Source organism: Streptomyces sp. NPDC042002 (assembly GCF_055588305.1).
In genome coordinates this window covers 465,796-479,483 of the sequence record NZ_JBVJCT010000002.1, presented here as the reverse complement: position 1 = coordinate 479,483, position 13,688 = coordinate 465,796, and the positions used below count along the sequence as shown (strand labels likewise).

13 protein-coding genes and 4 pseudogenes are annotated in these 13,688 nt (G+C 67.5%); 14 read left to right on the top strand and 3 right to left on the bottom strand.

Going from position 1 to position 13,688, the window contains the following annotated elements:
• Positions 1–137 precede the first annotated feature (137 nt).
• Positions 138–1,037: a helix-turn-helix domain-containing protein gene (locus ACZ6KY_RS04925; protein ID WP_469308877.1), complete on the bottom strand. Its 900-nt coding sequence runs from the start codon at positions 1,035–1,037 to the stop codon at positions 138–140.
• An 88-nt stretch (positions 1,038–1,125) separates the two neighbouring features.
• Here ACZ6KY_RS04925 and ACZ6KY_RS04920 point away from each other — a divergent pair, with 88 nt between their 5' ends.
• On the top strand, positions 1,126–1,680 hold the full coding sequence (locus tag ACZ6KY_RS04920) for an SRPBCC family protein (RefSeq protein ID WP_469308876.1): 555 nt from the start codon (positions 1,126–1,128) through the stop codon (positions 1,678–1,680).
• Between the two features lie 195 nt (positions 1,681–1,875).
• Positions 1,876–2,151, top strand: coding sequence for a hypothetical protein (locus ACZ6KY_RS04915; RefSeq protein WP_469308875.1), 276 nt, complete (start codon positions 1,876–1,878; stop codon positions 2,149–2,151).
• A gap of 37 nt (positions 2,152–2,188) precedes the next feature.
• On the opposite strand, the pseudogene ACZ6KY_RS04910 reads toward ACZ6KY_RS04915, so the two are convergent.
• A pseudogene (locus ACZ6KY_RS04910) lies at positions 2,189–2,398 on the bottom strand (NF041680 family putative transposase); the annotation flags it as partial.
• 85 nt (positions 2,399–2,483) lie between these two features.
• Between ACZ6KY_RS04910 and ACZ6KY_RS04905 the strand changes: the two are divergent.
• A pseudogene (locus ACZ6KY_RS04905) lies at positions 2,484–3,489 on the top strand (IS30 family transposase).
• A 4-nt stretch (positions 3,490–3,493) separates the two neighbouring features.
• Positions 3,494–3,799 carry an integrase core domain-containing protein gene (locus ACZ6KY_RS04900; RefSeq protein WP_469308874.1) on the top strand — a complete coding sequence of 102 codons (306 nt, stop codon included), beginning with the start codon at positions 3,494–3,496 and terminating at the stop codon, positions 3,797–3,799.
• 56 nt (positions 3,800–3,855) lie between these two features.
• Here ACZ6KY_RS04900 and ACZ6KY_RS04895 read toward each other — a convergent pair.
• A pseudogene (locus ACZ6KY_RS04895) lies at positions 3,856–4,110 on the bottom strand (IS701 family transposase); the annotation flags it as partial.
• 123 nt (positions 4,111–4,233) lie between these two features.
• Here ACZ6KY_RS04895 and ACZ6KY_RS04890 point away from each other — a divergent pair.
• From ACZ6KY_RS04890 to ACZ6KY_RS04845, 10 genes and pseudogenes are all read left to right on the top strand, one after another.
• Positions 4,234–5,047 (top strand): annotated as a pseudogene (locus tag ACZ6KY_RS04890) (SAM-dependent methyltransferase).
• A 130-nt stretch (positions 5,048–5,177) separates the two neighbouring features.
• Positions 5,178–5,516 (top strand): ribonuclease FAU-1 family protein, encoded by a 339-nt coding sequence (locus ACZ6KY_RS04885; protein ID WP_469308873.1) that lies wholly within the window; start codon positions 5,178–5,180, stop codon positions 5,514–5,516.
• Complete coding sequence (locus ACZ6KY_RS04880) at positions 5,517–5,666, top strand: DUF402 domain-containing protein (RefSeq protein WP_469308982.1); 150 nt, start codon at positions 5,517–5,519, stop codon at positions 5,664–5,666.
• A gap of 170 nt (positions 5,667–5,836) precedes the next feature.
• Positions 5,837–6,253, top strand: a complete 417-nt coding sequence (locus ACZ6KY_RS04875) for an acyl carrier protein (RefSeq protein ID WP_469308872.1) — start codon at positions 5,837–5,839, stop codon at positions 6,251–6,253.
• Between the two features lie 431 nt (positions 6,254–6,684).
• Positions 6,685–7,980: an MFS transporter gene (locus tag ACZ6KY_RS04870; RefSeq protein ID WP_469308871.1), complete on the top strand. Its 1,296-nt coding sequence runs from the start codon at positions 6,685–6,687 to the stop codon at positions 7,978–7,980.
• Complete coding sequence (locus tag ACZ6KY_RS04865; protein WP_469308870.1) at positions 7,977–8,837, top strand: isocitrate lyase/phosphoenolpyruvate mutase family protein; 861 nt, start codon at positions 7,977–7,979, stop codon at positions 8,835–8,837. Before ACZ6KY_RS04870 ends, ACZ6KY_RS04865 begins: the two co-directional genes overlap by 4 nt.
• A gap of 73 nt (positions 8,838–8,910) precedes the next feature.
• Complete coding sequence (locus ACZ6KY_RS04860; RefSeq protein WP_469308869.1) at positions 8,911–9,717, top strand: transketolase; 807 nt, start codon at positions 8,911–8,913, stop codon at positions 9,715–9,717.
• On the top strand, positions 9,710–10,633 hold the full coding sequence (locus ACZ6KY_RS04855) for a transketolase family protein (protein ID WP_469308868.1): 924 nt from the start codon (positions 9,710–9,712) through the stop codon (positions 10,631–10,633). Before ACZ6KY_RS04860 ends, ACZ6KY_RS04855 begins: the two co-directional genes overlap by 8 nt.
• Entirely contained in the window at positions 10,630–12,363 is a 1,734-nt protein-coding gene (locus tag ACZ6KY_RS04850) for a thiamine pyrophosphate-binding protein (protein ID WP_469308867.1), read from the top strand. The genes ACZ6KY_RS04855 and ACZ6KY_RS04850 overlap by 4 nt, the downstream gene beginning before the upstream one ends.
• Complete coding sequence (locus ACZ6KY_RS04845; RefSeq protein WP_469308866.1) at positions 12,356–13,657, top strand: condensation domain-containing protein; 1,302 nt, start codon at positions 12,356–12,358, stop codon at positions 13,655–13,657. The genes ACZ6KY_RS04850 and ACZ6KY_RS04845 overlap by 8 nt, the downstream gene beginning before the upstream one ends.
• Positions 13,658–13,688 lie beyond the last annotated feature (31 nt).

Below are 13,688 nucleotides of genomic sequence, written 5' to 3'. Positions count from 1 at the left end.
GCACGGGTGGAGACAGGTGGATTCCGCTCGGGGCCCTGCGGCCCCGAGGGCTGATGCCGGCGGCTGGTCGTCAGCCGTGCCCGGGTGGAACGGGTGCTCGCACGTGCCGGCCGAGCGCCCGGTGGCGTTGCGTGAGGTCAGCCGGCGTCGGCCCGTGGCACCGGCTGCGCCGGGTCGGCCGGGACGGTGTCCTGGGTGATGACCTGGGCGAGCAGGGCCAGCGCGGCCCGTGAGGGCGAGCCCGCCTCCGTGGTGGCGACCACCATGTTGGGGCCCGGCCCATGGCTGAGGGTCTGCTGAACGACGGTCAGCGGGCCGACCAGGGGGTGCCGCATCTCATAGGCGGCGACGGCACACGCCTTGACCCGATGGTCGGCCCACATCGAGGCGAACTCACCGCTCTTCGCGCTCAGTTCACCCAGCAGCGCGTGCAACGCCGTGTCCTGCGGATGCTGGGCCGCCACCAGACGCAGATTCCCCACCACCGCCCTGGCCTTGCCCGGCCAGTCCGCGTACAGGTCGCGGGTATGACCGTCGAGGAACACCAGTCTGGCCATGTTGGGACGCTGCGCCGACAGGTCCGGGGCGCCAGGGTCCAGGTGCCCGGCGAACAGCGCGTGACCCAGGCGATTCCACGCCAGCACGTCGCTGCGCCGGCCGAGCACGATCGCGGGAACGTCCGCCAGCACGTCCAGCAACTGAGCCGTCGCCTCCGTCACACGCTCCGGCGCAGGCCGCCGGCCCCGAGTACGAGGCCTGTCCACCTGGGTCAGGTCGTGCAGGTACCGCCGCTCGGACTCGTCCAGCCGCAGAGCCCCGGCGATCGCGTCCAGCACCTCAGGCGACGCGCTCAGCGACTGCCCCTGCTCAAGCCGGGTGTAGTAAGAGGCACTCACACCCGCCAGCAGCGCCAACTCCTCGCGCCGAAGACCCGGCACACGCCGCCGCTCCCCGTAGGTGGGCACCCCGACATCCTCGGGACGCAGCTGAGAGCGCCGCGCCTGCAGAAAGTCCCCGAGCTGCGATTTTCCGGTCATGGATCCGAGTATGGGCCGACCCGAAACGCACAGCCTGCCCCAACTGTGGATAGGCACCAGCGGGTCTGGCTCCCCGACAGGACTGGTGATGACGTGGGCGTCGCCGACCCGGCACCACCCCGCACACACCCCGGAGGACGCCTTGAGCACCACCACCAGCGAACACGACCTCTTCGAAACTCTGAACGCATCAGCCTTCGCCTTCACCCGACGCGTATGGGTCGATGCCGCACCCGCCCGGGTCTATGACCTGGTCAGTGACGTGTCCGCGATCGGCCGCTGGAGCCCCAACGCGACCGACGTCACGTTCGACCAGGACGCCGGGCCCCGGGCCGGCGCCTGGTTCAGCGGCCGCAATCAGAAGGACGGCAGAGAATGGACCACCCGCTCCCAGATCGTACGAGCCGACCCCGGCAACGCCTTCACCTTCGTGGTCGGCGGCACCGAAGACGGCATCGTGCAGTGGAGCTGGACCTTCCACCCCCAGGGACGCGGAACCGTCGTCGAGCAGTCCTGGCAACTCCTGCGCCTCGACCCGGTACTGGGCACCACCCGCGGCGACCTCGACACACTCCGCGACTACATGACGAACAGCGTCGAAACCACCCTGCTCTCCCTCTCCCAATGGATCGCCGAAGAGTGAGGCCCCCAAGCGTGGCTCCACCGACGGTTACAGGCCCGAGCGCGAGCGACACGCCGAGACCTACCGCCGGGACACCCGCCCACGAAACCCCGTATCCGATGACCTACCGGCGGACGCTCTTAGCTTGTTCTTTATGGTCTGAGCCGTCTGGAAGCGTGCGAAAGCCCAATCCAGCCCCTGAGTAGGGTTGTGGCCATGGCCAAGGAAACGGGGCGGCGGCCCAGGGTGGATCTGGACAGCGGTATCGAGGACGCGACGCTGCCCATCCTGGAGTGGCTCGGCGAGCAGGGTGTCGGTGCCATGATCCGGGTCGACGCGGAACGCATGCGTGACGGTCAGCCGGCATGGACCTTCGCAGCCTCTGGTGGGCCCTTGGAGGGTGGGATGAGGGCCGATGGGGCCTCGGCCGCCGAGTGCATGGGCAGGGCATTGCTTGGATTGCGAGAAGCCGGGCTGGTCGTTCCCTTCTGAAGCCGTGCTCAGCGTCTGAGCTGGTCGCGTTCGGTGATGCTTTATACATCGCACCGTGCCCGCGCCGGTGCTCGGCCGTCAGCGTGAGGTCCACCGGCGTGGTCACCGGCCCGTCCGCACATAGCAACGCGTCCACCAGCTCGAACAGTTCGTCCCCGCGCGTGGTCAGACAGTCGAAAAGGTCGTCCCGAAAGCGTGAGGCGTTCGCGAACGCCTCGGCCGGAACAGCATCGGGCAGCAGACTCACCCTCACGGCCTTCGAACTGGCGGATTCAATCGGTCGTTGCAACACCTCGTCCTCGGAGGTGTTGATGGGCAGGCCAGCAGGGTGGATGGCGGCGTTGACCGGGCGGTCACCGATGAAGTCCCCGGGTGCGCCGGCGCTTCGGCTGGAAGTGGAACGTCAGTTCTGGCGGGAGATCGCGAAGGGGCTGCTCGCCGAGGAGGCGGCAGCTGCGGTCGGCGTATCCCAGGCAGCGGGTTGCAGGTGGTTCCGGCACGGTGGCGGCATGCCACCGATGGATCTTGCCCCGCAGTCCGGCCGGTACCTGTCCTTTCACGAGCGTGAAGAGATCGCGATCCTGAAGGCGCAGGGCATCGGAGTCCGGGAGACCGCGCGACGTCTCGGCCGGGATCCCTCGACGGTGTCCCGGGAGCTACGGCGCAACGCCGCGACCCGGGGCGGCCGGTTGGACTACCGGGCGTCGGTCGCGCAGTGGAAGGCCGACCTTGTGGCTCAGCGTCCGAAGACAGCGAAGCCGGCCGCGAACGACCGGCTGCGGGACTACGTGCAGGAAAGGCTCTCGGGCCAGGTCAGCCGCCCGGACGGGACGGCACTGGGACCGGAGGGCACGCGGTGCAAGGGAAGGAACAAGCCGCACCGCGGCGACCGCCAGTGGGTCATGACGTGGAGCCCAGAGCAGATCGCGAGCCGGCTGAAGGTCGACTTCCCGGATGATGAGTCCATGCGGATCAGCCACGAGGCCATCTACCAGGCCCTGTTATGCGCTTGCGGCGACAATCGGCACCCTGCCCGGGCAACTATGGCGGTCGCTGACCTGGGACCGCGGCAAGGAGCTTTCGGCACACGCTCAGTTCACGATCGAGACCGGCGTCCCGGTCTACTTCGCCGATCCGCACAGCCCCTGGCAGCGCGGCACCAACGAGAACACGAACGGCTTGTTGCGCCAATACTTCTCGAAGGGCACTGACCTTTCCCGATGGGCAGCGGAGGACATCGAGGCGGTCGCTGCCACGCTCAACAGTCGCCCCCGCAAAAGCCTCGGTTGGAAGACACCCGCCGAAGCCCTCAACGACCATCTGCTATCGATCACATAAGCCGGTGTTGCATCCGCTGGTTGAATCTGGTCAATACGTATCAATTCGGTACGGTGAGCGGCTCATTGAGGCTGGCGCGACTGCCTCCGTCGGGTCCGTAGCGGACAGCTACGACAACGCGACGACCGAGGCCCTCAACGGTTCCTTCAAGGCAGAGTTGATCGAGCATCAAGGGCCCTGGCGGGACGCTAACCAGGTCGAACGTGCCGTCGTTCAATGGGTCGGCTGGTACAACACCGAGCGCCTGCACTCGACTATCTCCCGCCCGAGGAATTCGAGACCCAGCACTACCGATCCCAGGCAGCAATGAACGCCGCCTGAAACCACGCAAACTGGCCGCCACGAAACTCGGGGCAGCTCAGTCCCATCGGGCCTGGCGACGCTGCGACGGGCCAATGCCCAGCGTTGGTGTGCGGGCGTCTCGCCATCGAAGTCCTCGATCGCGGGGAGTTGGACGACTGCCCAGTGGTAGACGCGTGGGCCCTTGGCGCCGTCGCCGCATGAGCGCTTTTCCCATGCCTCGTCCGGTGCCTGCGTGAAGAGATGGCCGATGCGGCCGAAGCGCGGCACGTGCTGGGACTTCGGGACGGCCAGGACATAGCCGATGACGACTTCTTCGAGGCCCGGACAGGCCTTCGACTCAGAGTACGCTTGAACTCCTTTGGGCAACAGGAGAGTTGATGTGGGAAGCTGCAGTCTGCCAGTGGCCGGCGAGTGAGCCGCAGGCCTTGAGAGGAACGTCACGTGCCGCAGCATGGCATCCAAGCCAACGAAATCGACACCAGCAGACCACACCCGGCCCGCGTATACGACTACCTGCTGGGCGGCAAGGACAATTACCTGGTGGACCAAGAGGCAGGAGACGCTCTCATTGCTGCAGCTCCTGAAGTGCGGCCTGGCGTGCGGGCCAACCGGGACTTCATGCACCGTGCCGTCCGGTACGTGGTGGGCAGTGGAGTGCATCAGATCCTCGACATAGGCACGGGGCTTCCCACATCGCCGAACGTGCACGAGATAGCCGATCAGGTGTCCTCCGGCAGCCGGGTGGCTTACGTCGACAATGATCCGATCGTTAAAGCACACGCGGATGCAGTCCTCGGCCGTTCCGGGTAAACAGAAGTGGTGTTGGCCGACCTGCGGAAACCCCGCTCGACACTTGACCACCCCGAGGTCCGCGCGATTATTGACTTTGAGCAGCCGGTGGCCCTACTGATCGTAGCGGTCCTCCACTTCGTAACAGATGAAGAGGAACCTCGCGGGATCCTCGCTGAACTGCATGACGCATTGCCTGCCGACAGCTTTCTCGTGCTCTCCCACGCAACCGATGACTTCGCCGAACGCAGCGAAGCGCAGGCCGTATACAACAACGCAAGCGCGACCATGGACCTGCGCTCACACAGCAACATCGAGGAGTTCTTCACGGGGTTCGAGCTCGTTGAACCAGGCTTGGTCCAGGTTCCTCTTTGGCGTCCTGAAGGACAGCCCCACCAAACCAGTGATATCGGCTTCTAGGGGGGGCGTCGCCCACAAGGCCCCTGTTCCAGGTCCTTCCAACTAGTGATCACCGATGCGATGCGAAACCGGATCGAGCCGCCCTCGGCGAACCGGTCCATGAACCTTGCCGGGCCGGCCGCTCGAAGCGAGCGCTACCGCTCGCGGCAGACGACCGCAGGGCCACCACCGTTGCAGTGATTGTCCGGCGCGAAATCCTGGACGACCGGGAACGGATTCGCTGTCCGGTGCGGGTGGCCGCCGACGACGGGCACACGCTGGCCGTGCATCTGGCCAAGAACACGCCGCTCACGTTCGGGACCCACGAGTTCCGCCGGGGCCCACACCCCTGGGGCGCGTTCGAGCACGTCCGGCAGTCCGACGGCGTGCTGCAGCCACAAGCGGCCCGGGAGGGCTACTCGGCGCGGGCGCGTTGGGAGGGCTCCCGATTCCAGGGCTGGTACGTCAACTCCCAGGAGCCGATGCGCCGTACATCGGACGGGTTCGGCACCCTGGACCAGGAATTGGACCTGTGAATCCCCGGCGACGGTTCGCCCTACCGATGGAAGGACGTCGACGAATTCGAGGAGCGGGTGCGCTCCGGCGGCTTCACCACGCACGAGGAGGCGTCCGTACGAGCGGCGGCCGCCGAGGTCGTCGCCCTCGTGGAGCGAGGAGCGGGCTGATGGGAGGAGTGGCGCGCAGAGAAAGGGCGCCCTGACAGACCGTCGGTTCGCCAACTCCATGGTCCGGGTCAGATTGCTTCGGCGACTGTCATGTGATTGGATCATGGCAGTCGTATTACCTCGCAGTAATTTCGGTTGACGTGACCAGTCAACCATGCGAGTGGAGATTAGTGAACGGCTGGCTGCAACGGCTCGCGGGGGATGTCAAGGGGGAAGTCAAAAAGGCTTTGTGGGGCATTCTGTGCTGCCCGCGTGACAAATTCCGCCGGCAGCCCAAGCCGAAAGCACGTATACCACCGCCCTGGGTACGCTCTTGCCCCGGCGGCGGATTCGAGAGGATCGACATGTTGAACGAGAGTATTGTCCAAACGCTTTCCCGCCTCTGGGAAGAAGCTCTCGGCGAGCCTGTCACCGATATTGACGCCGATTTCTTCGATCTCGGTGGTGATTCGCTCATGGCGCTGACGATCGCGACCCGCGCGATCGATGCGGGCCTTCCCATGCCGCGTTCCGGAGTTCTTCGTCGGAGCACCATCAGACAGCTCGCGGAAGCGGTGGAAAAGCCGGAGCTCTTCGAAAACGTCTGAACCGAGGAGTTGCCGCGCAGGGGTGGACTCGCACCACAACGCGAACTGTGTGTCGGTGGTGAGCGCCGCTGCCGCTGCAAGGTGTCCACCATGCCGTGACCGGCACGTTCCCGCGCGTCATCGGGGTCAACGGTCGGCCGGGCGGCCACCAGGCGGAACTCGCCCTCCGGGCGGCCGACTTGGACCTCATCACACCGGCGGATGAGATCACGCTGGAGCCGAATGCCCGCCGGAGCGGATCTGCTTCCGGCTCAGCACACCGGGCCCCACCGAGCGTTGCACACTCCGCCGCGTCAACGGCGCGGCAAGGTAAGGGCGTTGCCCGGAGCCGGCCCCCACCGTCCGTCGGTCCGTCCCGGAGCCACCGTCCGCCAGGGAACTCCTCGCGGGCAGCTGATCCGAAACCCTCCCGCTGCGAACGGGGATCCCCCATGCCCAGAAACCCCCTGCCCACCAAACTCGCCTTACCCCTCGACCTGCTGCGCGACCTGGTCCCCGAGCCCGGCGCGGCCCGCCCGATGGCCGCCCTGACGTTCGCTCAGTCGCTCGGCACAGGTCTCTTCCTCACCTCCAGCGTGATCTTCTTCACCCGGACCGCGGGATTCTCCGCCGACCAACTGGCGTTCGCCATGTCGATCGCGGGCATCTGCGGTTTCCTCTGCTCGATGCCGGTCGGCCGGATCGCCGATCGGTTCGGGGCAGGCGTTCCGCTGGCCATCAGCTACGCATTGCTCGGCCCCCTGTTCTTCGCCTACCCGTTCATCGACAACGTGGCCGAGTTCACCGTGGTCGCGGCCCTGATCGGAGTCTGTGAAACAGGGGCCGGCGGCCCGCTGCGCGGCGCTCTGATCCATGCCCTGTTCGGCAAGGCCAAGGCATCGGGGGTGCGCGCCCAGATGCGCAGCCTCTTCAATCTCGGCTTCACCGGCGGGGCGGCCCTGGCAGGTCTGGCGCTGGCCGACGGCAGCCGATCCGCCTTCATCGCGATCACCACGGCGAACGCGGTACTGCAGCTGAGCTGCGCCGTCATCGCCTTCCGGCTCCGGCCGCCAGCCAGGACGAAGCCCGTTGCGACGGCGCCCGCCAAACGGTCCTGGGCCGCGATCAGGGATCGGCGCTTTCTGCTCGCGACCGGGCTCAGCGGTCTGCTGGAGTTCTATCTGCCGGTCCTGACGGTGGGCATGCCGTTGTGGATCGTCCACCGGACCGGCGCCCCCGGAGCCCTGGCGGCCGTTCTGATCGCACTGAACGCGATCATGGTGGTGCTCTTCCAGCGCGTCGCGAGCAGGGGCTCGGAAACCGTGCACGGCTCCGGTCGCCTGCTCGTACGGGCAGGAGTGCTGCTGGCGGTCGCCTGCGTGCTGTTCGCGCTGTCCGGGGGCAAAGGAGCGGTCTGGGCCACGGTGTTCCTGGTGCCCTCGCTGATCGCGCTCACCCTGGGCGAGCTGGCCCAGGCATCGGGCAGCTGGGGACTGGCCTTCGCTCTGCCGCCCCCCGACCGCATGGGCGAGTACCAAGGCGTATTCGCTCTCTCGCGAGGCCTCCAGCAGTTTCTGGGCCCCGCTCTCATCACCGTGCTCACGATGAGTCTCGGCGCCACCGGCTGGCTGATCCTGGCCGCGCTGTTCCTCGGCACCGGCCTTGCCGCCGGGTGGGCCTTCACTCGAAACACCCCATCGGACCCGGCGGCATCCATTGATGTCGCCGCACCAGAGGAGACTTTATGATCCGCAACAGCTACCCCTCGTTCCGGCAGGTACTGGCCGACAACCCCCTCACCAAGATCGCCGGTGCGCACTCCTCCCTGGGCGGCCGCATCGCCGAGCAGAGCGGCTTCCAGGCCGTGTGGGCGTCGAGCTTCGAGATCTCCGCGGCGCGATGCCTCCCCGACGCCAGCCTCCTGAGCATGACGGACTATCTGGAGGCGGCCGCCAACATCCAGAAGGCGCTCTCCGTGCCGGTCGTCGCCGACTGCGACACCGGCTTCGGCAACAGCATGAACGTCGCCTACATGGTGGCCGAGTACGAGAGCGCCGGCATCACCGCTGTGAGCATCGAAGACAAGATCTTCCCGAAGATGAACAGCTTCGCCACCGCGGATCACACTCTGCTGGATGTGAGCGCCTTCGCCCACAAGATCGAGACGGCGAAGAAGGCCCAACGGACCGACGACTTCTTCGTCATAGCCCGCACGGAGGCGATGATCAGCGGACTCGGTGTCGACGAGGCCATCAAGCGGTGTACCGCCTACGCCGACGCCGGCGCGGACGCGGTGCTCGTCCACTCGAAGCAGAAGACCAAGGACCAGGTCCTCGAATTCCTCGGCCTCTGGGACGACCGGCTGCCCGTCGTCGTGGTGCCCACCACCTACCCCGACTGGCACGCGGACGACGCCCGGGCCGCGGGTGTCTCGGCCGTCATCTACGCGAACCAGGGGCTGCGCGCCACGATCACCTCGCTGCGCTCCACCTTCCAGTCGATCTACGAGACCGGCCACACCGCTCACCTGGAGGACAACATCTCCGGGGTCAAGGACGTCTTCGACCTCCAGCAGCTCGACGAGTGGCAGCAGCTCGGCGTCTGACAGCCGTATTTCCCCCACTGCCTGACGTTCCGTCAAACATTGACCAGAAAGGGACATAGTGTTGTTGCAAGACGTGGCGCTGGTGCGCTCTCAGGCGGCGCGGGCCCGAGCGCTCGCGCTGACCACCGTCAGCCAGGCCGGCATCGGCCATATCGGTGCGGATCTGTCCGCCATGGATATCCTGTGCGCCCTCTACTTCGGCGTGCTTCGCGGCGGACCCGACGACGCGGACCGGGACCGGTTCATCCTCAGCAAGGCACACGCCTCCGCCGCCATGTACAGCGTGCTGGCGTTGAAGGGCCTGCTCCCGCAAGAAGAACTGGCGACCTTCGGCGGCCGGAACTCGCGCCTGAGCACCGTGGTTTCCACCCGAGTACCCGGCATCGAGTTCAACACCGGCTCACTCGGCCACGGCCTCTCCCTCGGCGTCGGCTCCGCACTCGGTGCCCGCATCCAGGGCTCCACCCGACGAACCTTCGTCCTGACCGGCGACGGCGAACTCCAAGAAGGCAGCAACTGGGAAGCCGCCATGCTCGCAGCCTCCCGCAACCTCGACACCCTCGTTGCGGTCGTCGACCGCAACCTCGCCCAGAAAGGCGCCAGCACCGAGGACATCAACGCCCTGGAACCACTCGACGACAAATGGCGCTCCTTCGGCTGGGAGGTACGCACCGTCGACGGACATGACATCCATGCCCTGCTCGACGTGTTCCGCTCCGCGCCGCTCACCGCCGGCAAACCGACCTGCGTCATCGCCTCCACCACCAAGGGCAAGGGCGTGTCCTTCATGGAACGCAACCTCGAATGGCACAGCCGCCAGATCACGCCGGAACTTCTGCAGCAAGCGCTCCAGGAGCTTGAGGAGGCCCCCAATGACTGACTGCGCCACCGCGTTCTCCGCCGCCCTGCTTGAGCTGGCGCACAAGGACGAGCGGATCTGCATCGTCAACAACGACTCCGCCGAGACCCACTCCGCGCTCGGCTTCCAGGCCGAATTCCCCAACCGCTTCATCGACGTCGGCATCGCCGAACAGAACCTGGTCGGCGTCTCGATCGGCCTGGCCAACAGCGGCCTACGCCCCTTCGTCTACTCCGCCTCCTGCTTCATGGCCTCACGAGCCCTCGAACAGATCAAGAACGCCGCCTACACCAACTCCAACGTCATCTTCTGCGGCTTCGTCAGCGGACTCGCCTACGGCGCACTCGGCGGCACCCACCATGCGGTCGAGGACCTCGCCTGGATGCGCGCCATCCCCCGCATGAAGGTCCTCGCACCGGCAACCCCGCGCGACACCGTCGCCGCACTCCACGAAGCCCTCACCCACGACGGCCCGGTCTACATCCGGATCGTCAGCAAACTCCACACCCCCGAACTGTTCCCACCCGACCACACCTTCAGCTACGGCGGATCGGCCCAGCTGCGCGACGGCACCGACGTCACCCTGATCGGCAGCGGCCTGCTCACCACCCGACTCGTCGAGGCCGCCCACCTCCTCTCCGAGGACGGCGTCAACGCCCGCGTCCTGCACCTGGGTTCCATCGAGCCGATCGACGCCGAGGCCATCGCCACGGCGGCCCGCGAGACAGGCCGGCTCGTGGTCGCCGAGGACCACGTCGTCAACGGCGGTCTCGGCGGCGCGGTCGCCGAAGTCGTCGTACGCACGACCCCCGTACCCGTCCTGCAGATCGGCATACCGCAGGTCTTCGCCCCCATCGGCCCCGCCGAATTCCTCTACGAACACTTCGGACTGACGGCACAGGCACTGGCGCATCGAGTACGGCAGTGGTTGCGATGACCATGCGCGTGGCCGACTACGTGGCCTCCTACCTGCATTCACTGGGTGTCCGCACCTGCTACAGCCTCTCCGGCACCGGCTCAATCCATCTCGACCACGCCTTCGCCCAGCAGCCCGACCTGCTCTGCGTCTGCGCCCGGCACGAGACCGCAGCCGCCCTGATGGCCACCGGCGCGGCCAAACTCACCGGCAACCTCGCCGTCGCCCTGGTCACCAGCGGCCCCGGCGCGGTCAACGCACTCGCCGGACTCGTGGACGCCTACGCCGACGGCGTACCCGTCCTGGTCATCTCCGGCCAGGTCGAAACCCGCCACATCGACGACGACGCCCGATCCTTCGGCGTCCAGGGATTCGCCGTCGTCAACAGCGCCCGCAGCATGACCAAATACGCCGCAGTGGTCGAACAACCCTCCGACATCCGGGCCCACCTGGACCGGGCGGTCCGCGAAGCGCTCTCGGGCCGGCCGGGCCCGGTCTGGCTGGACATCCCGCTCGACGTGCAAGCGGCCGAGATCGACCCGGCGGCCCTGCACGAGGCACCGTCCGCCGCAGGCGAGCCGAGGGGTGCGGGTGCGCGGCAGGCCGCCCGACAGATCATGGCCATGCTGCGCTCCGCCGAACGGCCGCTGGTCATCGCGGGCCAGGGGATCCGGCAGGGCGCGGCCGAGGAGCAGTTCGGGACGCTGATCGAGCGGCTGCGGCTGCCGGTGGTCGCCTCCCGGCTGGGCAATGATCTGCTGCCGTACGACTCGCCGCTGTGGTTCGGCCAGGGCGGCATCCGAGGGCGGCTCTACCCGAACCTGATCATGGCTCAGGCGGATCTGGTCCTCACCCTGGGGTCCAGCCTGTCGACCGCGTTCGTCGGCGAGGACGCCGACAGCTTCAACCCCGACGCGACGGTCGTCGCGGTGGACATCGACCCGTCCCAGTTGAAGAAGAAGGGTGTGCGCATCGACTTCCCGGTGTGCATGGACGTACGCGACCTGCTCGACGCGCTGCTCATCGAGTCGGCGGAGTCGACCGAGCCGGCCGCGAGCGAACGCTGGCTGGCCACCTGCGCCGAGCTGAAGGAGGCGCACCCCACGATCGCCGGCGGCGAGCTGCGGGAACCCCTCAACTCGTACCGCTTCGTCGAGCGGCTGGACGCGCACACCGGCCCCGGCCATGTCTTCGTGGTCGACACCGGAAGCGCCTACTACGTGACCGGCCAGACCCTGGAGTTCTCCGCCTCTCAGCGGGAGATCACCTCTGCGGCGTTCCTCAACATGGGCGCCGCGGTACCCATGGCGGTAGGTGCGGCGTTCAGCAGGCCCGACTGCCAGGTACTGGTGCTCGTGGGCGACGGAGCAATCGAGCTCAACATCCAGGAGCTGGCGACCATCAGTCAGTACAGCCTGGACGTAAAGGTGTTCGTACTGAACAACGGAGGCTACGCCTCGATCCGGGAATCGCAGGAAGCCCTGTGCGAGGGCCCCGCCCTGGAGGAGCCGGAGGCGCTGAACTTCCGCGATGTGGCGAAGGCGTTCGGCCTGCCGTACCGCAAGCTGGAGCGCGCCGCCACGCTCGATGCCGACCTCGTCGGGCTGTTGGCGCACCAGGGCCCCGAGCTCGTCGAGGTGATGTGCGACCCGAAGCAGCTGCTGCTGCGCCCGCTGCGGGCCGACGGCGGCGTACGGGCCCATGACGGCGCCTCCCTCGTGCGACCGGTGGGGGAGCTCAATCATGCGTGAGTCGATGCCGGTCTCCTGGAACCAGCGGCACCGCCTGGGCCAGACCCTGGAGGACGCCGAGGGCGGGGTCTTCAACCCCCACCACGCCGTCCTCCCCATGGCGTTCACCGGGCCTCTGGACCTGGCCGCCATGAACCGGGCCTGGCACGCCCTGCAGCGGCGCCACCCGGTGCTGCTGAGCGGCTTCGACCTGAACGCCATGATGTGGCACATCGGGCTGGCCGATCCGGTGGACCTCCAGCAGCTGGCCACCGCCGGGACCGAGGACGCCGACGTGGCGGCTCTGCGGTCGGCCTGCGCGGTCCCCTTCGACCTGGAGCGGGGTCCGATGGCCCGGCTGCTGGTGATGGGCCGCCCTGACGAGGAGACGTACTTCGCCTTCGCCGCCGAACACCTGGTCAGCGACGGGTGGTCGCTCAACGTCCTGATGCGCGACTTGTCGGCGCTCTACGCCGCCGAGCGCGACGGCTCGGGGCTCGAACTGCCGCCCGTGCAGATGACCTTCCCCGACTTCGTCCGGCGGCAGAACCGGACAATGGACTCCCCCGAGGGGAGGCAGGCCCTGGAACGGCTGGCAGCGGGGCTGAGCGGAGTCGGGGCGATCCCGGCGATGCCGATCTCCGGTTTCAGCGGGCACTCGCCCGTCCGCTATGAGGAGAAGGACGGTTTCAGCCGCCGGCTGCCGCTCGACGTCTGCCAGAGCCTGAGCACGGTGGCCAGGCCGCTGCGGATGACCGCCCTGAACCTCATGCACGCCGCGCTGCACCGCTCGCTGTTCACCCTTTCCGGCAGCGAGTCGGTGGCCACCACGCTCTCGACCGCCAACCGGGAGCTGCCCGAGCTGTACCAGACCACGGGCTGGCTGGCGAGCAAGGCCGTCCTGACCAGCGAGCCTGGGAGCCGGCCCGACACGGAGGACTATCTGCGGCACTTCCGCCAGCGGATGTTCGGCACCCTGGACGACGGCCATGTGCCCTGGCCCGCACTGATCGACCGGATGGACCCGGACGCCGTGGGACGGCAGTCCCGCGTCCCGTACGTCACCTTCAACGCCCGCCCTCTCGGCATGCGCAAGACGGTGGGCACCGTCGGAATGCCCGGGGTGCGGACCCGGCCGCTGCCGATCGCCGTCGGTTGGCACGACGCCTCGATCGCGACCTTCTGGGTCGAGGACGAGGACGGCGTGACGGCGACCGTCAACTTCAAGACCGACTGGTATGCGCGAGGAGATGTCGAGGCCCTGTGGGACGGCGTCGACGCCCTGCTGGGCACCTGGGCCACCCAGCGCCGCTGACGGCGCGCTACCTGATTCTTTAGAGAGGATC

Coding starts and splice junctions, on each gene's coding strand:
- ACZ6KY_RS04845 (WP_469308866.1), top strand. CDS start 12,356: ATGCGTGAGTCGATGCCGGTCTCCTGGAACCAGCGGCACCGCCTGGGC.
- ACZ6KY_RS04855 (WP_469308868.1), top strand. CDS start 9,710: ATGACTGACTGCGCCACCGCGTTCTCCGCCGCCCTGCTTGAGCTGGCG.
- ACZ6KY_RS04865 (WP_469308870.1), top strand. CDS start 7,977: ATGATCCGCAACAGCTACCCCTCGTTCCGGCAGGTACTGGCCGACAAC.
- ACZ6KY_RS04920 (WP_469308876.1), top strand. CDS start 1,126: ATGACGTGGGCGTCGCCGACCCGGCACCACCCCGCACACACCCCGGAG.
- ACZ6KY_RS04915 (WP_469308875.1), top strand. CDS start 1,876: ATGGCCAAGGAAACGGGGCGGCGGCCCAGGGTGGATCTGGACAGCGGT.
- ACZ6KY_RS04870 (WP_469308871.1), top strand. CDS start 6,685: ATGCCCAGAAACCCCCTGCCCACCAAACTCGCCTTACCCCTCGACCTG.
- ACZ6KY_RS04850 (WP_469308867.1), top strand. CDS start 10,630: ATGACCATGCGCGTGGCCGACTACGTGGCCTCCTACCTGCATTCACTG.
- ACZ6KY_RS04925 (WP_469308877.1), bottom strand. CDS start 1,037: ATGACCGGAAAATCGCAGCTCGGGGACTTTCTGCAGGCGCGGCGCTCT.